The sequence below is a fragment of the Limosilactobacillus sp. genome (assembly GCF_040772465.1).
GTDB lineage: Bacteria > Bacillota > Bacilli > Lactobacillales > Lactobacillaceae > Limosilactobacillus.
This window is the reverse complement of the sequence record NZ_JAXGYB010000002.1, coordinates 197,542-216,283: the sequence shown is the minus strand read 5'-3', so window position 1 is coordinate 216,283 and position 18,742 is coordinate 197,542. Positions and strand designations below refer to the sequence as shown.

Sequence of the window (18,742 nt, the reverse complement as noted above, 5' to 3'; positions counted from 1 at the left end):
GTGAGTAGTTAATCACTAAGCAATGTCTGAAATGGCTTCAAACGATACTATATTTGTTTCGCCCTGATGCCCTAAGTTGAACTTAGTTCGCAGCAAAGAAGATAGGTCTAAACTACCAAAACGGTAGTTCAGGCTCAAGCCGTGGCATGACAGTAATTATTGACAATGAACCATAATGTAGATGAGGTTTATCGTAGGGGGTTTCCATTTCGGTAACCCCTTTTGGGTAAATATGGTCGAGATAGGCAATGCCAAAACGGTAAAGCAACACAAAAGATGCCTTGATTAAGCACGTTGATAACGAAGATAAGACGGTGAACGAATCGTTCACCCCTGAGCCGCAAGGATTCGGGCGATTCATACGCTGCCCTGATTCAGGGCACTGGTTCGATGCCTAAAAATAAAAACCACCCGTTAAGGTGGTCAACGTGCCAATGAGAAGATTTTTGAGAAACTTTTGAGAAGTTTATTTTGCAATCAGTGAGAAGCAAGTAGAAATAAAAGCCCTACAAACGCTGATATATCAACGATTGTAAGGCTTCATGAAATTAGATAATTTCCATAAGAGGAGAGTACAGGGGTCGAACCTGCTCGCCGGTACTAACCGGTTCGTCGGATTTCGAGTCCGATGCATTACCGTTCTGCCAACTCTCCATAAAATCAACATCAATAATTATATCAAGATTGGGAGAGAAGGTAAAGGGTAATAACTACTCAATATCGTCACGTAATAAACCGACCACTTTACCAAGGATGGTAACTTTGTTTAAAATGATTGGATCCATGTGGTCATTTTCTGGTTGTAAGCGGTAATGATCCTTTTCTTTGTAGAAACGTTTGCACGTCGCTTCGTTATCGTCAGTCATGGCGATGACAACTTCCCCGTTTTCTGCTGTATTTTGACGTTGGACAATCACTTTATCGCCGTTAAGAATGCCCATGTTGATCATGGAGTTACCATGTATTTGCAACATGAATAAATCATCATGGTTATTCAAGGTTGGCGGAATTGGGAAATAATCAGTAGCATTTTGATCCGCTAAAATAGGCTCACCGGCCGCAACTTCACCCAGTAAGGGCATCTTATCGTTTTTTGGATGGATGCCGAGTACTTCTAGACCCTGCGGAGTGATCTCTAATGCACGAGGCTTAGCTGGGTCCTTTTGGAGGAAGCCTTTTTCAATTAGGTGGTTAATGTGACCATGCACGGTGCTGGTGGAAGACAAACCAACAGCACTGCAAATTTCGCGAACTGTCGGTGGAAAACCGTGCTCACTAACCTGTTGATTGATAAAGCTTAGCACGGCCATCTGTTTGTTATAAGCTGATTTTGGCATTGGATACACCTCATTAAAGCCTTTCTTGATAGCATTAATATAACATAAAATGGTACAATTTGCAAACATACGTTCGAATAATTCAAAGGCTTGAAATATGACTGGGGCTTTTGTAAACTGGCTTTAAAAACGGGGTGAGATAGATGGCAGCAGAAAATGAGCAGGATCAACTGCTGAAGCGAATTAATGAACTGGCAAAAAAGAACAAAACTGAGGGCTTAACCGATGCAGAAAAAGCTGAACGCAAAAAATTGCGCGATGAATATCTCAAAAATTTCAAGGCAGCTTTCCGCAGTAATCTCGAACACATGCGTATTTACAATGATAAGGGGAAGGAAGTTACCCCTAAAAAGCTGCAAGACGTTCAACGCAAAAAAGGACTGCGCTAGGATTAATTACGAAATTCTTTGCACAAATCCACTTACATGTGTAACATAAGTAAGGTAAATGTTTATCAAGGAGGAACTGAATCGTGTCCGGTTTAGCTATTTTTTTAATCATCATTGCATTGTTAGTCGGCATTGTTATCGGCTACTTTGGTGCACGCTATTACATGCAGCGCTACATTCGCGAGAATCCACCGATTACTGAAGAAATGATGCGGACGATGATGATGCAGATGGGACAGAAGCCATCTGAACGTAAGCTGCACCAAATGATGCAAACGATGCGTACTCAAGCCAAAAGGGCTAAGTAAACAAAAATCCTGCCGGCAATTGGCAGGATTTTTTTTAAAAGTCATCATCTTTTGGCTTGGGTGGCATTACGTATTTGAAGGACGGATCCAAATCCTTGTCCAGGTCATTGAAAGCATTTTGCATTTTTTGCTCATACTCACGTTGAGCGTCTTCCGTCAAACGTTGGCGACGTTCTACTACAAACGGCTTGCCAAAAGCAATTCGTCGTTTCTTACGTGACCACATTTGGCCAAATGATAATGGTCCCTGGTAAACAGCAGGCACAATTGGCACACCAGCCATTTTGGCGATCAAGAGGGCGCCACCTTTTAATTGAGAAGAATAGCGTGAACCACTTGGAAAAATAATTGTTGAGTACGGGCTTTTTTTCAAGATGCGGACTGGCTTACTGATTGCTGACGGCCCCGGATGCTTGCGATTAACCGGAAAAGCATGAAGTCTTTTTAAGAACCAGCCAATCAATTTATTCTTAAATAACTCTTCTTTAGCCATGAAACTGAATTGTTTGGGATAGACCGCTAGTGCAAGCAGTACTGGATCCATCCAGGTCCTGTGTGGGGCTACTAAAATATAATTCCCCTTGGGAAGTTGATCTAAGCCTTTGATTTCGGCTTTCCCGTTGATTAAGTTCAAGAAGGGGTTCACAATATGAACCAGAAAATTATAAAGCATTGAAGTCATCCTTTAATTCAATCGTTAGATTTACGATGATAGTATGACGAATTTTACAGCAAGTTGCAAGGGTGAGGTTATAGATGGTCGAAAAAGTCGAATTACGAGCCGATGAACGCATCGATCAATTAGCTAGCCAGGGGATTCAGATTATTCAAAGCAATGAGGTTTTTGCCTTTTCTTTGGATGCTGTCTTGTTGGCTGATTTTGTGCGTCCCAACCATCGTCATAAGTTGCAAACGGTAGATCTTTGTGCCGGGAACGGAGCAATTGGCTTGTTTTTGCATAATAAACTGGGTGGCAAATTCACGGAAGTAGAAATTCAACCCCGTTTAGCAGACATGGCTAAGCGAAGCGTTGAATTGAACGGTTTAAGTGATCGTTACCGGGTTATCAATGATGATTTGGCTAACGTTTATTCTTCCCTTCCTAAGGATAGTATTGACGTGGTTGTTTGTAACCCGCCATATTTTGCCAATCGTTCAACTAGTGTGAAGAATCCTAACCAGTATCTGGCAATTGCCCGTCATGAGATTAAGACAAACTTGGAGACTGTCTTAGACCGGATGAGTGGTTTACTAAAGATGAATGGCCATGGCTACTTAGTTCACCGACCTGATCGTTTGACGGAAATTTTAGCTAAACTGATTAAGCATCGTTTGGTGCCAAAGAGGATCCGTTTTATTTACCCTAAACCTGGTCAAGAAGCGAATATGGTGTTGATTGACAGCAAAAAAGATGGTAAGCCAGCGGGGTTGAAAGTCCTTGAGCCATTGATCGTTGGCACTAGCGATGGCGACTACACTGACGAAGTGAAGGCAATGCTGAATGGCAAATAAAAATTATTATTTTTATGTCTTATACTGCGCTGATGATTCTCTCTATGGTGGTTTTACCGATAATGTGAAGCGTCGCTTTGCTACACATCAATCATATAAGGGGGCTAAGTATACCAAAGTTAAAGCGCGGCATCCCTTGCAGCTGGCATACTATCAACAATTTTCAAATAAACATGATGCGTTGAGTGCCGAATATCATTTTAAGCACCAAAGTAGGTCAAAGAAGATCGATTTCTTACGACAACGAGGAGTTGACCTTAATATATTTCGTCAACGTCTTCAAAAAAAGAAATAAAACAGGGCTTGCGGCTACGTCAACATTTTTGTATACTATTAGCTGGTGCTTAATGCACAAAACACACCTGACGCGATGAGATAGGCAGTGCCATATGGTACCTATTGCAATTGAACGTCGGGGAGGAAAAAACTATTTGGAGGCATTTTTTATGGCTGTTGTTACTATGAAGCAATTACTTGAAGCCGGTGTCCACTTTGGTCACCAGACCCGTCGTTGGAACCCAAAGATGAAGCCTTACATCTTCACCGAACGTAACGGGATTTACATCATTGACCTGCAAAAGACAGTTAAGATGATCAATTCTGCTTACAATTACATGAAGGATGTTGCTTCAAAGGGTGGCGTTGTTCTCTTCGTTGGTACTAAGAAGCAAGCTCAGGATTCAATTGAAGAAGAAGCTACCCGTGCGGGCGTTTACTACGTTAACCACCGTTGGCTTGGTGGTACGCTGACCAACTGGAAGACGATCCAATCACGGATTGCCCGCCTCAAGGAATTGAAGAAGATGTCAACTGACGGTACTTTTGACCGTCTGCCAAAGAAGGAAGTTTCTGTTTTAACTAAGCAACGTGAAAAGCTTGAACACTTCCTGGGCGGCATCGAAGACATGCCACACATTCCTGACGTTATTTACATCGTTGACCCACACAAGGAAACGATCGCTGTCAACGAAGCTAAGAAGCTTAACATTCCGATCGTTGCCATGGTCGACACCAACACTGACCCAGACGACATTGATGTTATCATCCCATCAAACGATGATGCTATCCGTGCCGTTCGTCTGATTACTTCTAAGATGGCTGACGCTATCATCGAAGGCAAGCAGGGTCAGGACGACCAACAGGCCGCAGCTGCTGAAGAAGAAGCCGCTGCTGACGATGACGCTGACAAGACTGTTTCTTCAGACGACCTTAAAAATCTGAAGAAGAACGTCGAAGGCAAGGACGCAGAATAAATAGTTAACGCTTGGGCTGTTTTGCAGGATGACCATTTTGGCCTGAGTGCAAAACAGCTTTTTTTAAAAATTTTTTACTCAAAGGAGCTACTTAACCATGGCAATCAGTGCAAAACAAGTAATGGAATTACGTAACAAGTCCGGTGTTGGTATCATGGCAGCTAAAAAAGCCTTAGTTGCTAGTGATGGTGACATGGACAAGGCAATGGACTACCTGCGTGAAAAGGGTATGGCCAAGGCTGCCAAGAAGAGCGACAAGGTGGCAGCTGAAGGTTTAACTGATATCGAAGTTAGTGGCAACACGGCCGCTATTCTGGAACTTAATTCAGAAACCGACTTCGTGGCAGCCAGTGATCCGTTCAAGGACTTGCTGAAGAAGCTGGCCCAATTACTGGTTAAGGAACAACCAGCAGATGTTAAGGCTGTCGAAGCACTGAAGTTTGACGATGGTACTACTGTTAAGCAAGCAATGGCTACCACTACTCAACAAACTGGCGAAAAGGTTAGCCTGCGTCGTTTCCAAATCGTTAACAAAGACGATGGTGACGTCTTCGGCCCATACCTTCACCAAGGTGGCCGGATTGCCGCTCTTGTCGTACTGAAGGGTGCTGACGAAGCTACTGCTAAGGATGTGGCAATGCACGTTGCCGCTATCAACCCTGAATTCATGGTTAAGGAGGACGTTTCTCAAGAACGCCTGGACCACGAAAAGGAAGTCTTCAAACAAGAAACTTTGAATGAAGGCAAACCTGCTAAGATCGTTGACAAGATTGTTGAAGGTCGTTTAAACAAATTCTTGTCCGAAATTTGCTTGGCTGATCAGAAGTTTGTTAAGAACCCTGACCAAACCGTGGCAGAATACGTTGCCTCAAAGGGCGGCAAGCTGAAGAGCTTTGTTCGTTACGAAGTTGGGGAAGGGATTGAAAAGAAGCAATCCGACATTGCCCAAGAAGTACAGGACCAACTGAAGTAGTTATTTAAGAGAGGACGTACTTTTTGGGTACGTCCTTTTCCAAAAAAGCATCAATTAACTACTAAACAGGAGGACAAGATGTCAGATATTAAATACAATCGGGTTATTTTAAAGCTCAGTGGTGAGGCTCTTGCTGGTGACCAAAAGTTTGGAATTAATCCACCAGAAATCAAAGTTGTTGCTAAAGAATTGAAGCAAGTTTACGATTTAGGTGTCCAAATTGGTATTGTTGTCGGTGGTGGCAACATGTGGCGTGGTGTTACTGGCCAGCAATTGGGGATGGAACGTGCCCAGGCTGATTACATTGGTATGTTAGGGACTATTATGAATGCTTTGTCCCTGCAAGACGCCCTGGAAGCTATCAAAGTTCCTACCCGTGTTCAAACTTCAATTGAGATGCGTCAGATTGCTGAACCTTATATCCGTCGCCGGGCAATTCGTCACTTGGAGAAAAAACGCATTGTAATTTTTGCTGGTGGCACTGGTAGTCCATACTTCTCCACCGACACAACAGCTGCATTACGTGCTGCTGAAATCAATGCCGATGCTATCCTGATGGCCAAGAATGGTGTTGATGGAGTATATTCAGCTGATCCGCGCAAGGATGCTTCAGCTAAGAAGTACACCCACTTGACTCACATGGATATCCTGGAAAAGCATCTTCACGTGATGGACTCAACTGCTAGTTCACTGTCAATGGATAACCACATTCCTTTGGTTGTGTTTAACTTCAACCATCCTGGCAACATTTTAAAGGCAGTTAAGGGCGAAGAAATCGGTACTACAATCGAAGGTGATTAATAGATGGCCAATGGTAAACAAATTTTAAGCGAAGCTAAGGACAAGATGAGTAAGTCAGGCGATGCATTACGCCGTCGTTTAGCTGATATTCAGGCTGGACGCGCAAACGCTAGTCTTTTAAATCCCGTTAAGGTTGACTACTACGGGACACCAACACCGCTTAACCAAATGGCTTCCATTACCATTCCTGAAGCACGTCAATTGCTTGTGACACCTTATGACAAGGGCACTCTCAAGGATATTGAAAAGGCAATTTACGCTGCTAATTTAGGTTTGACTCCTCAGGAAAATGGTGATGCTATTCGCATCGTTATTCCTCAATTGACGGAAGACCGGCGCAAAGAACTGGTTAAGGACGTCAAGCACGAAGCTGAAGAAGCTAAAGTGGCTGTCCGCAATGTGCGGCGTGAAGCCATGGATAAGCTTAAGTCTGGTCACAAAGACGGCGACTTTAACGATGACGAATTCCATGATTTAGAAGATCAGGTTCAAAAAGAAACTGATGCCGGAATTAAGAATCTGGACGATATTGCGGCAGAGAAGGAAAAGGATTTAATGAACAATTAGCCTTTAAGTGGCCAATTTCATCAACGGACGTGTGCAATTGACATGCGTCCGTTTTTTATTGCCGCGTGTGGAGAATGAGACAATAATTTGTTAGAATATTAAATGTATGTAATTTTTAATTAAACGACTTCTGACTGAAATTTGATCATCATGAAGTCCGTCTGGAGGAAATTACGTTGGAAAAAGATCAAAATAGAGTCAGTTTAGATCCATCCCGGATACCAAACCATATTGCAATTATTATGGACGGTAATGGTCGCTGGGCAAAGAAACGACATTTGCCGCGGGTAGCTGGTCACAAAGAAGGGATGAATACCGTCAAAAAGGTTGCAATTGCGGCCAGTGATCTGGGCGTCAAAGTCTTAACTTTATACGCCTTTTCTACTGAAAATTGGAAACGTCCACAAAAGGAAGTTTCTTATTTAATGCAGTTGCCAATTCGGTTTTTCAAAACTTTTGTACCCGATCTCGTAAAACACAACGTTAAAGTAATGGTAATGGGGGATACTTCGCAGTTGCCAGAAGGGACGCAGAAGGCCGTTAAAGATGCCATTAATGATACGGCTGATTGTGATGGAATGATTCTCAACTTTGCGCTTAATTATGGTGGCCGTGATGAAATTGTACGTGCTGTCAAAGCGATTGCTAGTGAAGTTGAATCTGGCAAATTGTCCTCTCAGGATGTTAGCGGTACGGTAATTAGCCAGCACTTAATGACTGCGCCACTGGGTAGATTAGCAGACCCTGATTTATTAATCCGTACTAGTGGTGAAATGCGCTTATCCAATTTCTTACTTTGGCAGATAGCATATTCTGAATTTGTCTTTACTGATGAATTATGGCCGGATTTTGATGGTCAGTCGCTTGAGAAGGCAATTATTCAATTCCAGCAAAGACATCGACGTTTTGGCGGATTAATTAATAAATAGGGAGTGGATTTAAGAGTGAGAACGCGTGTTATAACAGCGGTGGTGGCCTTGGCCATTTTTATTCCGCTGATTATCATTGGCAGTTGGCCATTGACCGTTGCTGCTTTGGTCCTTGGAGTGGTAGCTGTTGGCGAAATCACAACGATGAAAAAGATGTTTGTGACATCTTTCCCAGCGCTGATCAGTTTCTTGGGAGTCATCTTAATGATTTTGCCTCAGAATTGGTTAGGATTTTTACCACATTCCGTGAGCCGCATGGAAGCATTTTACGTGCTTGTTATCTTGTTGCTGCTGTACACTGTGTTTGACATTAACAAGTTTAGTTTTGATGACGTAGGTGTCTTGACACTTGGTATGCTCTATGTTGGTTTTGGCTTCAATGCCTTTATTGCTGCACGAGCTGTTAATTTTCAGACACTGCTTTATGGTATGTTGGTTGTTTGGATTACTGACAGTGGCGCATACATTTTTGGGCGTCAATTCGGCAAACATAAGTTGGCACCACGTGTGAGTCCTAATAAAACGTGGGAAGGCTCCATTTGTGGAACTTTGTCTGCAGTGATTATCTGTGCTATCTATCTGCACTTTTTCCCTGTTGGTTACAGTTTGCCGGTAATGGTATTATGGACGCTAATTCTGTCCATTTGTGGCCAATTCGGTGACTTGATTGAATCTTCCCTGAAGCGTCACTATGGCGTCAAGGATTCGGGAAAGATTTTGCCTGGCCATGGTGGCATTCTTGATCGATTCGACAGTATGTTGATTGTGATGCCATTGATGCAATTAATTGGAATTATCTAACTCACTGGAAGAGGCGATTTTTTGTTAGTTACGATCATTACCTTTATCATTGTTTTTGGGGTGATTGTACTTGTCCATGAGTATGGACACTACTTTTTCGCTCAGCGAGCTGGGATTCTTGTTCGTGAATTTTCTATCGGAATGGGTCCCAAAGTATGGTGGCATCGCGGCAAAAACGGGACGACCTTTACGATTCGAATTTTGCCGCTGGGGGGTTACGTTCGTCTGGCTGGTGCAGATGATGAAGATGAAGAAACTTTACGCCCTGGCACACCGGTCACACTGCAGCTCAACGATGATGGTCAAGTAGTTACTATCAACGCTAGTTCACAGACAACACTGTTTCAGGGAATTCCCTTGCAAATAACGGGTCATGATCTCGTTGATGGTCTATGGATTAAAGGCTATGTCAATGGCGATGAATCAGAAATCAAACAGTATTCTGTAAATCACGATGCCACTTTAGTTGAAGATGATGGTACGCGTGTTCGCATTGCACCTCGTGATGTCCAGTTCCGTTCGGCTAGTTTGGGCAACAGGATGCTGACCAACTTTGCGGGGCCGTTTAATAACTTTGTCTTATCACTGGTTGTTTTCGTCGTCTTAGGTTTCACGCTCAGCGCAGTTCCGACAGGCAGTAACTGCATTGGTCAGGTTACCGACCATGGGGTTGCTGATCGGGCCGGGCTAGTGAAAGGCGACCAAATTACGGCTGTGAATGGACAAAAGACCGCAGATTGGCAGGCACTTTCAAGCCAGATCAGCACTCACCCTGGCAAAAAAGTAACGTTAACTTATTTGCATAAGGGAGTACGACACCACATTAACGTCACTCCCCAAAGCGTTCGCAGCGGACGTCAGCGGGTTGGTCGTCTGGGAATTGTTGAGCAGACAACATCGTCTCCTGCCGCGCGCTTGTCATTTGGTTGGCGTGAATTCACCCAATCGGGTGCCTTGATTTTTCAAGTGTTAGGGCATATGCTTACACACGGTTTCAACGTAAATGATTTTGGGGGACCCGTGGCAATGTATGCTGGCACTTCGCAAGCCACTAAGTTAGGAATCAATGGTGTCTTGTCTTTTTTGGCGATGCTTTCTATTAACTTAGGCATTGTTAACTTGCTGCCTATCCCGGCTTTAGATGGTGGTAAGCTGTTGCTGAACATTATCGAAGCTATTATCAGACGACCGATTCCAGAACAGACGGAAGCAATTGTCAATTTTATCGGTTTTGCCTTACTGATGGTTTTGATGATTGTTGTTACCTGGAATGATATTCAAAAGTATTTCATACACTAAAGGAGAAGTAATTCGATGAAACAGTCAAGAATGTTGATACCGACTTTGCGGAAAGCACCGAGCGATGCTGAAGCGTTAAGTCATAAAATGATGGTGCGTGCTGGGTACATTTACCAGGTTTCCGCTGGCTTGTGGGCTTACTTACCCTTAGCACAACGGGTTATCGACAAAATCGAAAACTTGATTCGCCAAGAGGTGAATAAAGCTGGTGGTGTGGAAACCACGATGCCCGGTTTGCTGCCTGCAGATCCGTGGAAAAAGACCCGTCGTTTCTATACATACGGCGATAACCTTTTCCGCTTAAAGGACCGACGCAAGCGCGATATGTTGCTGGGACCAACACATGAAGAAACCTATACGCAGATTATTCGCGACACGGTTAAGTCTTATAAGAAACTGCCACTCTTGTTGTACCAAATTCAGGATAAGTTCCGTGATGAAGATCGTCCGCGTTATGGCTTACTGCGGACAAAGGAATTTATCATGTACGATGGCTATTCCTTTACCATTGACCGTGCGGGCTTGGACAAGGAATACGATGCACAAGCTAAAGCTTATCGGGCTATCTTTGATAAGATGGGCCTTAATTACAAAGTAATCTACGCCGATTCCGGGACGATCGGTGGAACGGGAAGTCAGGAATTTTCCGCGCCAGCCCCAATTGGTGAAGATACGATTGTTTATACCGATGGTGGTTACGCAGCTAACCTTGAAAAGGCCACTAGTAAGTTCACTGGTAAGCAACAGGTTGCAGAAGAACAAGAGTTGACTAAGAAAGCTACTCCTGGTGCCCACAGTGTTGATGAAGCAGCTGAAAGCCTTGGCCTTGATGCCAGCCAAATCGTCAAGAGTATGCTTTATATGGCATCTAAAGATGGTGAAGATAAGCCAGAACCAGTGATGGTTTTGATGCGTGGCAACGATGAAGTTAACGAAACCAAGGTTGCTAACGAAGTCGATGCTGATGATCTTCGTCTGGCTAGCGATGACGAAATTGCAAAATTACTGAATGGTGCTCATGCTGGTTCATTAGGACCGGTTGGCGTTGGTGAAAACGTCACTATTTTAGCCGATAATTACGTTAAAGTATTAGTTAACATGGCGATGGGTGCTAACGAAGATGGTTATCACTATGTTAACGCCAACATCGATCGGGATTTCCGTGTTGATAAGTTTGGTGACTTCCGGAATGTTCAGGAAGGGGAAATTGCCCCTGATGGAATGCCAATCAAATTCACTAACGGGATTGAAATTGGTCATATCTTTAAGCTGGGTACCCTGTACTCACAAATTCTTGGTGCCCAAGTTTTGAATGATCAGGGACGTGCTACCGATGTTGTCATGGGTTGTTACGGAATTGGTGTTTCCCGTCTGCTTTCTGCAGTGGTTGAACAAAATGCCGACGAAAATGGTTTGGTCTGGCCAACTTCAATTGCCCCATTCGACATCCACGTTATCCCTGTTAATGTGAAGAAAGATGAGCAAATGTCTTTGGCAACGAGTATTACTGAAGAATTAGAGAAGGCCGGCTATGATGTTCTGATCGATGACCGTAAAGAACGAGCAGGGGTCAAATTTGCCGATTCCGACTTGATCGGAATTCCTCTTCGTGTCACCGTCGGTAAGAAGGCTTCAGATGGTATTGTGGAACTGAAACTTCGCCGAACTGGTGAAACGATCGAAGTGAAAAAAGAGGAAATTGTCAACACCGTTGGTATTTTGCTGAAGCAAGCTGCTAATGATGAGCAAAGTAAGCAATCCAGCAACGAATAATGTAAGATCAGGTGGTTCATCGCGCTTATGTTCGCGAGAGCCGCCTTTTCTAGCTATGAAGGAGTATCCACTGTGACTTTAAATCATCACGAATTATTTGAAAAATTACTTGAACAGATTAAATTAACCGATGCTGATCAACCCATTTTAAAAAGTGGCCAAGTCAGGCGAGTGGTGGTTCACAAGAAATCACGTCGGTGGGAATTTCACTTAACTTTTAAGCAGGTTTTGCCGTATCAGCTCTATTCTGATTTACAGGAAGCCATGAAGACGGCGTTTGACCCCATCGCCAGTGTCACCGTCAAAATTGCCACACCTAGTGACGAGCTAACTGATGAATCTGTTACTGCTTACTGGAATCAAGTAGCTGCTACAGCGATTGGCAATTCACCGCTGGGAATGGAAGCAGCCGCAGAAGCGATGCCGCACGTTGATGGCCACCAGGTCACACTCATCGTTAACACTTCAAAGAGCGGTGAATATTTTGATGATGATTTGCGGAAGAAACTGGTTCAAAGCTACGTTGATTGTGGCTTTCCATCCTTCTCTCTGAAGGTCAAAGTTGACGAAAAAGCTGCTAAGGAAAAGCAACGCAAGATGCACGCTAAACAAGCGGCCCGGGACCAAGAATTAGTGAAACAGGCGATGGAACAGTTGCAGTCGCAACCAAAGAAGCGCAAACACCAAGCTGAAGTTCCAACTGGACCAATCATCATCGGTAAAAAGATTAATCCGAAGCTCGAAGTACGACGGATGGAGGAAATCACCGATGAAGAAAACAACGTCGTTTTGGAAGGTTATGTCTTTAGCAAAGAAGTAACTGATATTCGTAGTGGCCGGCAGATCTTGGTCCTTGAAGTGACTGACTATACCTCGTCTTTTGCCATCAAGAAATTTTCCAAGAATGATCAAGAAAAAGCACTGTTTGCAGCGATCAACGAGGGTGACTGGGTGAAAGTCCGCGGCCCCATTCAAGAAGATACCTATATGCACGACCTGACGATGATGGCTTACGATATTAACCAAGTGAGTCACCAGGCACGGCAAGATACTGCTCCTGACGGTGAAAAACGGGTTGAATTGCACGCCCACACCAAGATGAGTCAAATGGACGCCACTAATTCGATTACTGAATTAGCCGGTCAGGCCCACAAGTGGGGGATGCCAGCAATTGCCATTACGGACCATGCTGACGTTCAAGGATTTCCCGAAGCCTACAAAGCAGCAAAAAAGTTCGGGATTAAGATGCTCTACGGTGTAGAGGTCAACATGGTCGATGACGGTGTGCCAATCGTCTACAATCCCAATCATGATAATTTGATCGATGCCACCTACGTGATCTTCGACGTTGAAACCACCGGTTTGTCTGCCATCTATGATAAGGTGATCGAACTTTCAGCGACGAAGATGAAGCAGGGTGAAGTGCTGGATCGTTTTGATGAATTCATCGATCCAGGATTCCCACTCTCGGAGACGACGATCAACCTGACCAGCATCACTGACGACATGGTCCGTGGCTCCAAATCTGAAGAAGAAGTCTTTAAGATGTTCCGTGACTTCTGTAAGGGTTGCCTTATCTCTGGTCATAACGTTTCCTTCGACATGGGCTTCATGAACACTGGCTATCGCCGTCACCATATGCCTGAAATTTCGGCACCGGTCATCGATACATTGCCGCTGGCCCGTGTTCTGTACCCCAACCGGCGCAATTATAAGCTAGATTCATTGAGTAAGGCCTTCGGAGTCAGCCTGGAACACCACCACCGGGCTAATTATGACGCCGAAGCAACCGGACATTTGCTGCACCATTTCTTAAAGGATGCGGAGAAACGTCTTGGTGTAAGGACAGTCGACCAACTCAACGACCACATGGCTGACAACGGGGCTTGGCGTCATGGACGGCCATTCCACACGATCTTAATGACCAAAACTCAGGCTGGTCTGAAGAACCTCTATAAATTGATTTCCTTATCAAACGTCAAATACTTTCAACGTGTTCCGCGGGTTCCCCGTTCACTGCTGATGAAGTTCCGGAAAGGACTTTTGGTGGGGACCGCATGTGCCCGCGGCGAAGTCTTTACCGCAATGATGCAGAAGGGTTATGCGACGGCCAAGGAAAAAGCCAAATTCTATGACTACATTGAGGTGCAGCCAAAAGCAAACTATGCTCCTTTACTAGAACAAGGCTTGATTTCTTCGCAGGCCCGCTTGGAAGAAATTATCAAGAACATGGTGAAGTTGGGTGATGATCTCGGTAAGCCCGTCGTCGCTACTGGTGACGTCCACTATCTCAACCCCGAAAATGCTGATTACCGTAAAGTTCTGATCTCTTCACAGGGTGGGGCTAACCCGTTGAACCATACCAAACGGCCGGATGTTCACTTTCGAACAACTGATGAAATGTTGAAGGATTTTGCTTTTCTTGGTGAAGACACGGCTAAAAAGATCGTGGTGACAAATACCCAGGCCCTGGCAGATTCGATCGACGAAATTGCACCAGTTGCTGACAAACTGTACGCGCCGCACATGAAGGGTGCCGACGAAGAAATCGAAGAGCGGACGATGAAAACGGCTAAGGATTGGTACGGCGATCCGCTGCCGGACATCGTTGCCAAGCGGGTCAAGCTGGAACTGACCAGTATTATCAAGAATGGCTTCGCAGTTCACTATTTGATTGCCCAACGTCTGGTGGCTAAATCCAACAAGGATGGCTACCTGGTTGGTTCACGGGGTTCTGTCGGCAGTTCAGTGGTCGCAACTCTTTCGGGAATTACCGAAGTCAACCCATTGCCGCCACACTACCGTTGCCCGAAATGCAAGCATTCCGAATTCTTTACGGATGGTTCTTACAGCTCCGGCTATGACTTGCCGGACAAGAAATGTCCTAAATGTGGCACCCTGATGATCAAAGATGGTCACGATATTCCATTCCAGACCTTCCTGGGCTTTAATGGAAATAAGGTTCCCGATATCGATTTAAACTTCTCAGGGGACTACCAGCCGATTGCCCACAACTACATGAAGGTGCTGTTCGGTGAAAAGAACGTTTACCGGGCCGGTACAATTGGGACGGTGGCAGATAAGACGGCGTACGGTTACGTCAAGGCTTACGAACGTGAGACCAATCACGAATTCCGAAAAGCCGAAGAGGATCGTTTATCAAAGGGAGCCACGGGTGTTAAACGAACGACTGGCCAACACCCGGCTGGAATTATCATCGTGCCAGATGATAAGGAAATTTACGATTTCACTCCAGTTCAGTATCCAGCAGACGACCAAAACGCTGATTGGGAAACGACCCACTTCGACTTCCACTCGATTCACGACAACTTGTTGAAGATGGACATTCTGGGTCATGATGACCCGACGATGATTCGGGCCCTGCAAGATTTGTCGGGAATTAACCCTAAGACAATTCCGATGGATGATCCGGGTGTAATGAGTCTCTTCTCCAGTCCAGAAGCACTGGGCGTTACGCCAGAACAGATCAATTCTAAGACCGGGACTTTGGGACTGCCGGAATTCGGGACGCGCTTTGTGCGGGGCATGCTGGAAGAGACGCACCCGAAGAACTATTCGCAGCTGCTGCAGATTTCTGGTTTGTCCCACGGGACTGACGTGTGGAACGGCAATGCTGAAGAACTGATTAAGAACCATATCGCTGATATTTCTGAAGTGATTGGGTGTCGTGATAACATCATGACCGACTTGATTCACTATGGCCTGAAGTCCGAAAGTGCCTTCCAAATTATGGAAGCTGTTCGTCACGGTCGGGGCATTCCTGAACAATATAATGACGAATTGAAGGAAAATAAGGTTCCCCAGTGGTACATCGATTCTTGTGAAAAGATCAAGTACATGTTCCCGCGGGCGCACGCTGCTGCTTATGTCTTGATGGCTTTGCGGATCGCCTACTTTAAAGTCTACTTCCCGCTGGTTTATTACTGTGCCTTCTTCTCTGTTCGTGCTGACGACTTCGACGTTGTTGCCATGAGTCAAGGGAAGAACAGTGTCAAGGCGCGGATTGATGAGATCAACGAAAAGGAAAAGAACCGGGAAGCAACCGCCAAGGATAAGAACTTAAGAACAATTTTGGAATTGGCAAACGAAATGCTTGAACGTGGTTTCCGCTTCAAGATGGTCGATTTGCAGCATTCTGACGCCATGAATTGGCTGATCGATGGTGATTCATTGATTGCCCCGTTTGCTGCTATTCCTGGCTTGGGTGAAAACGTTGCTAAACAAATCGTCGCCGCCCGTGAAGAACAAGAATTCTTATCCAAAGAGGACCTCGCTAACCGGGGACACGTTTCACAAACGTTGATTGATTTCATGACCGATCAACACGTCCTAGACGGTTTACCTGACGAAAACCAGTTATCACTGTTCTAGTTTGCTTAAGACTAGTAACGATGATATACTATTAGTTGTTAATACTCGTTTTTGAGTGAGCAGCAATGCTCGCTCTTTTTATTGCAATCATGTATTTGGAGGTGATCATTTGGCAAACGTTGTCCAAACAGTCACAGACTTAGTTCAACCAATTCTGGATGAACGGGGGTTTGAACTCTATGACGTTGAATTTGTTCGCGAAGGCGGCAATTGGTACCTGCGTGTCTACATTGACAAGGATGGGGGGATTACCCTGGAAGATTGCACGTCAGTTAGCGACGCCCTCAGCGAAAAACTTGATCAACAAGATCCTGACCCGATTCCGCAGGCTTACTTTCTTGAAATTTCTTCACCGGGAGCAGAGCGTCCGTTGAAGAAGCCAAAAGATTGGCAGCGAGCACTTGGGCAATATATCCATGTTTCTCTTTATGCACCAATGAAGGGGATGAAAGGCCAAAAGATCTTTGAAGGGACCTTAAAGGACCTCACGGATGATGAATTAACCCTTGACTACCTGGATAAGACCCGTCATAAGACCGTGGTCATTCCACGAAAGCAAGTTGCCCAGGCACGCTTAGCAATTAAGTTTTAAAAAAGGAGTTTTACTATGAGCACGAAAAAACAGAATAAGGAATTGCTTCAGGCAATGGATGTTCTGGAAAAAGAGAAGGGTATCAAAAAAGATGTGATCATCGATGCCTTAACTCAGGCTTTGGAAACAGCTTACAAGAGCAACTACGACAAAGAAACCAACGTTAAGGTTACGATTGACAAAGACACCGGTGCCTTTCACGTTTACTCAAAGAAAACTGTTGTCGATGAAGTAACCAACCCGATGGAACAGATTAGCTTAAAAGATGCCTATGAGATCAGTCACGGTTACGAACTCGGCGACGAAGTTGATAAGGAAGTTACTCCTGCCAACTTTGGCCGGATTGCTGCCCAAACTGCCAAGAATGTCGTGATGCAAAAACTGCGTGAAGAAGAACGTCAAGTAGTTTTTGATCGCTACGACAAGCTTCGTGATGACATTGTTGACGGGGTAGTTTCACGGGAAGACAACCGTTACGTTTACGTTGAACTGGAAGATGGCACCGAAGCAGCGATGAATAAGCACGACCGGATGCCAAATGAGCATTACCGCGTTCATGATCACCTCCAGGTTTACATCACCCGTGTTGAAAAAGAGAAGACCCGGGGACCACAAGTCTTTGTTTCGCGGACTGCACCAGATCTGCTGCGGCGGCTGTTCGAAAAAGAAGTGCCAGAATTTGCTGACGGTCCAGTGGAACTGAAGAAGATCGTCCGAGAACCTGGTGATCGTGCTAAGGTTTCCGTTTATTCGACGGACCCGAACGTTGATCCGGTCGGCACTTGTGTTGGCCCACGCGGTTCACGGGTGCAAGCCATTGTTAACCAGCTGGGTGGGGAAAACATCGATATTGTCGAATATGACGAAAACCCAGCCAACTACATTGCTAATGCTTTGAATCCTGCTGATGTTCTTGACGTTATTTTTGATAAAGCAACCGCAGACCAAGCAGCAGCTCAGGCTGACAGTGACGACGAGAATGCACCGGTGGTTCACCCAGCATGCACCGTCGTTGTCCCTGATGACCAGTTGTCATTAGCCATTGGGAAAGCCGGTCAAAATGCACGTTTGGCTGCTCGTCTTACTGGCTACAAGATCGACATCAAGCCAGCCAGTGAAATGGAAAATCAGCCTGAAAGTGACGTTGAGGGTGACAATGATGACTCAACGGACGATAATGGAGACGTGGAGTAAAATTAGTTAAAAGCAGCGGGGTGAAATAATGAAAAAGAAAAAAATACCGATGCGTAAAGATGTCGTTACGGGCACAATGAAACCTAAACGTGAGCTAATCCGCGTTGTGCGTAATAAGCAAAACGAAGTTAGCCTTGATCCGACAGGTAAGAAACCGGGTCGTGGGGCTTACGTTGCGGTCGACGTAGAGGTTGCCAAAAAGGCCAAGGCCGACCGGACGTTTGACAAGACCTTTGGTGTTAAACTTGACGATGAGTTTTATGATCAGTTGATTGAATACGCTGATCATGAACAAGCACGTCAAAAGTTGTTCCATCATGACAAATAACCAGGTCCTCTCGTTATTAGGATTGGCTAGGCGCGCTCGTCAAATTGAGACGGGCGAAGGAACGGTTTTAAAAGCAATTCGAAAGGGAAAGTCCCAGCTGGTCTTTTTAGCGAGTGATGCTGGTGCAGCAACGGCTAAAGAATTAACAGATAAGTGTAATTATTACCATGTCGCGCTAGTAAGGCAATTCACTGCGTCAGAATTAAGCGACGCAATTGGAATGACACGAAAGATTATCAGCGTTAATCAGGCAGGTTTTGCCAATAAGATGAAAAAGATAATGAGAATATGAAA

Annotated in this window: 19 protein-coding genes and 1 tRNA gene; 17 read left to right on the top strand and 3 right to left on the bottom strand. The window is 44.9% G+C overall.

Annotation, left to right across the window (positions count from 1 at the left end):
• Nucleotides 1-566 precede the first annotated feature (566 nt).
• Nucleotides 567-654 (bottom strand) — tRNA-Ser (locus AB3114_RS03000).
• 56 nt (nucleotides 655-710) lie between these two features.
• The gene (lexA, locus tag AB3114_RS02995; RefSeq protein WP_367341779.1) at nucleotides 711-1,337 is read right to left on the bottom strand and encodes a transcriptional repressor LexA; all 627 of its coding nucleotides are present in this window, start codon (nucleotides 1,335-1,337) and stop codon (nucleotides 711-713) included.
• Between the two features lie 143 nt (nucleotides 1,338-1,480).
• Here lexA and AB3114_RS02990 point away from each other — a divergent pair, with 143 nt between their 5' ends.
• Together AB3114_RS02990 and AB3114_RS02985 are read left to right on the top strand one after the other, a co-directional pair.
• Entirely contained in the window at nucleotides 1,481-1,726 is a 246-nt protein-coding gene (locus AB3114_RS02990; RefSeq protein ID WP_367341778.1) for a DUF896 domain-containing protein, read from the top strand.
• An 80-nt stretch (nucleotides 1,727-1,806) separates the two neighbouring features.
• Entirely contained in the window at nucleotides 1,807-2,034 is a 228-nt protein-coding gene (locus AB3114_RS02985; protein WP_367341907.1) for a YneF family protein, read from the top strand.
• 34 nt (nucleotides 2,035-2,068) lie between these two features.
• On the opposite strand, the gene AB3114_RS02980 is transcribed toward AB3114_RS02985, so the two are convergent.
• The gene (locus tag AB3114_RS02980; RefSeq protein WP_367341777.1) at nucleotides 2,069-2,707 is read right to left on the bottom strand and encodes a lysophospholipid acyltransferase family protein; all 639 of its coding nucleotides are present in this window, start codon (nucleotides 2,705-2,707) and stop codon (nucleotides 2,069-2,071) included.
• A gap of 83 nt (nucleotides 2,708-2,790) precedes the next feature.
• Between AB3114_RS02980 and AB3114_RS02975 the strand changes: the two genes are divergently transcribed.
• From AB3114_RS02975 to AB3114_RS02905, 15 genes are all read left to right on the top strand, one after another.
• The gene (locus AB3114_RS02975) at nucleotides 2,791-3,546 is read left to right on the top strand and encodes a tRNA1(Val) (adenine(37)-N6)-methyltransferase (protein WP_367341776.1); all 756 of its coding nucleotides are present in this window, start codon (nucleotides 2,791-2,793) and stop codon (nucleotides 3,544-3,546) included.
• Nucleotides 3,536-3,841: a GIY-YIG nuclease family protein gene (locus AB3114_RS02970; protein WP_367341775.1), complete on the top strand. Its 306-nt coding sequence runs from the start codon at nucleotides 3,536-3,538 to the stop codon at nucleotides 3,839-3,841. The genes AB3114_RS02975 and AB3114_RS02970 overlap by 11 nt, the downstream gene beginning before the upstream one ends.
• 151 nt (nucleotides 3,842-3,992) lie before the next feature.
• The gene (gene rpsB / locus AB3114_RS02965) at nucleotides 3,993-4,799 is read left to right on the top strand and encodes a 30S ribosomal protein S2 (RefSeq protein WP_367341774.1); all 807 of its coding nucleotides are present in this window, start codon (nucleotides 3,993-3,995) and stop codon (nucleotides 4,797-4,799) included.
• A gap of 97 nt (nucleotides 4,800-4,896) precedes the next feature.
• Nucleotides 4,897-5,772: a translation elongation factor Ts gene (gene tsf, locus AB3114_RS02960; RefSeq protein WP_367341773.1), complete on the top strand. Its 876-nt coding sequence runs from the start codon at nucleotides 4,897-4,899 to the stop codon at nucleotides 5,770-5,772.
• 78 nt (nucleotides 5,773-5,850) lie between these two features.
• A complete protein-coding gene (gene pyrH, locus AB3114_RS02955; RefSeq protein WP_367341772.1) occupies nucleotides 5,851-6,573 on the top strand; it encodes a UMP kinase in 723 nt (240 codons plus the stop codon).
• 3 nt (nucleotides 6,574-6,576) lie between these two features.
• Nucleotides 6,577-7,140, top strand: coding sequence for a ribosome recycling factor (frr, locus tag AB3114_RS02950; RefSeq protein ID WP_367341771.1), 564 nt, complete (start codon nucleotides 6,577-6,579; stop codon nucleotides 7,138-7,140).
• 176 nt (nucleotides 7,141-7,316) lie between these two features.
• Nucleotides 7,317-8,069 carry an isoprenyl transferase gene (locus AB3114_RS02945; RefSeq protein ID WP_367341770.1) on the top strand — a complete coding sequence of 251 codons (753 nt, stop codon included), beginning with the start codon at nucleotides 7,317-7,319 and terminating at the stop codon, nucleotides 8,067-8,069.
• A gap of 15 nt (nucleotides 8,070-8,084) precedes the next feature.
• The gene (locus tag AB3114_RS02940; RefSeq protein ID WP_367341769.1) at nucleotides 8,085-8,870 is read left to right on the top strand and encodes a phosphatidate cytidylyltransferase; all 786 of its coding nucleotides are present in this window, start codon (nucleotides 8,085-8,087) and stop codon (nucleotides 8,868-8,870) included.
• A gap of 21 nt (nucleotides 8,871-8,891) precedes the next feature.
• Complete coding sequence (gene rseP, locus AB3114_RS02935) at nucleotides 8,892-10,169, top strand: RIP metalloprotease RseP (RefSeq protein ID WP_367341768.1); 1,278 nt, start codon at nucleotides 8,892-8,894, stop codon at nucleotides 10,167-10,169.
• A gap of 15 nt (nucleotides 10,170-10,184) precedes the next feature.
• The gene (locus tag AB3114_RS02930) at nucleotides 10,185-11,942 is read left to right on the top strand and encodes a proline--tRNA ligase (protein ID WP_367341767.1); all 1,758 of its coding nucleotides are present in this window, start codon (nucleotides 10,185-10,187) and stop codon (nucleotides 11,940-11,942) included.
• Nucleotides 11,943-12,014: 72 nt separating this feature from the next.
• Entirely contained in the window at nucleotides 12,015-16,334 is a 4,320-nt protein-coding gene (locus tag AB3114_RS02925) for a PolC-type DNA polymerase III (protein WP_367341766.1), read from the top strand.
• 109 nt (nucleotides 16,335-16,443) lie between these two features.
• Nucleotides 16,444-16,926 (top strand): ribosome maturation factor RimP, encoded by a 483-nt coding sequence (rimP, locus tag AB3114_RS02920; RefSeq protein WP_367341765.1) that lies wholly within the window; start codon nucleotides 16,444-16,446, stop codon nucleotides 16,924-16,926.
• 15 nt (nucleotides 16,927-16,941) lie between these two features.
• A complete protein-coding gene (gene nusA, locus AB3114_RS02915) occupies nucleotides 16,942-18,120 on the top strand; it encodes a transcription termination factor NusA (RefSeq protein ID WP_367341764.1) in 1,179 nt (392 codons plus the stop codon).
• 28 nt (nucleotides 18,121-18,148) lie between these two features.
• Nucleotides 18,149-18,448 carry a YlxR family protein gene (locus AB3114_RS02910; RefSeq protein ID WP_367341763.1) on the top strand — a complete coding sequence of 100 codons (300 nt, stop codon included), beginning with the start codon at nucleotides 18,149-18,151 and terminating at the stop codon, nucleotides 18,446-18,448.
• The gene (locus tag AB3114_RS02905) at nucleotides 18,438-18,740 is read left to right on the top strand and encodes a YlxQ-related RNA-binding protein (protein WP_367341762.1); all 303 of its coding nucleotides are present in this window, start codon (nucleotides 18,438-18,440) and stop codon (nucleotides 18,738-18,740) included. The genes AB3114_RS02910 and AB3114_RS02905 overlap by 11 nt, the downstream gene beginning before the upstream one ends.
• Nucleotides 18,741-18,742: the final 2 nt, after the last annotated feature.

Coding starts and splice junctions, on each gene's coding strand:
- AB3114_RS02910 (WP_367341763.1), top strand. CDS start 18,149: ATGAAAAAGAAAAAAATACCGATGCGTAAAGATGTCGTTACGGGCACA.
- frr (WP_367341771.1), top strand. CDS start 6,577: ATGGCCAATGGTAAACAAATTTTAAGCGAAGCTAAGGACAAGATGAGT.
- AB3114_RS02980 (WP_367341777.1), bottom strand. CDS start 2,707: ATGCTTTATAATTTTCTGGTTCATATTGTGAACCCCTTCTTGAACTTA.
- lexA (WP_367341779.1), bottom strand. CDS start 1,337: ATGCCAAAATCAGCTTATAACAAACAGATGGCCGTGCTAAGCTTTATC.
- AB3114_RS02970 (WP_367341775.1), top strand. CDS start 3,536: ATGGCAAATAAAAATTATTATTTTTATGTCTTATACTGCGCTGATGAT.
- pyrH (WP_367341772.1), top strand. CDS start 5,851: ATGTCAGATATTAAATACAATCGGGTTATTTTAAAGCTCAGTGGTGAG.
- AB3114_RS02975 (WP_367341776.1), top strand. CDS start 2,791: ATGGTCGAAAAAGTCGAATTACGAGCCGATGAACGCATCGATCAATTA.
- tsf (WP_367341773.1), top strand. CDS start 4,897: ATGGCAATCAGTGCAAAACAAGTAATGGAATTACGTAACAAGTCCGGT.
- AB3114_RS02905 (WP_367341762.1), top strand. CDS start 18,438: ATGACAAATAACCAGGTCCTCTCGTTATTAGGATTGGCTAGGCGCGCT.
- rpsB (WP_367341774.1), top strand. CDS start 3,993: ATGGCTGTTGTTACTATGAAGCAATTACTTGAAGCCGGTGTCCACTTT.
- nusA (WP_367341764.1), top strand. CDS start 16,942: ATGAGCACGAAAAAACAGAATAAGGAATTGCTTCAGGCAATGGATGTT.
- AB3114_RS02990 (WP_367341778.1), top strand. CDS start 1,481: ATGGCAGCAGAAAATGAGCAGGATCAACTGCTGAAGCGAATTAATGAA.
- AB3114_RS02930 (WP_367341767.1), top strand. CDS start 10,185: ATGAAACAGTCAAGAATGTTGATACCGACTTTGCGGAAAGCACCGAGC.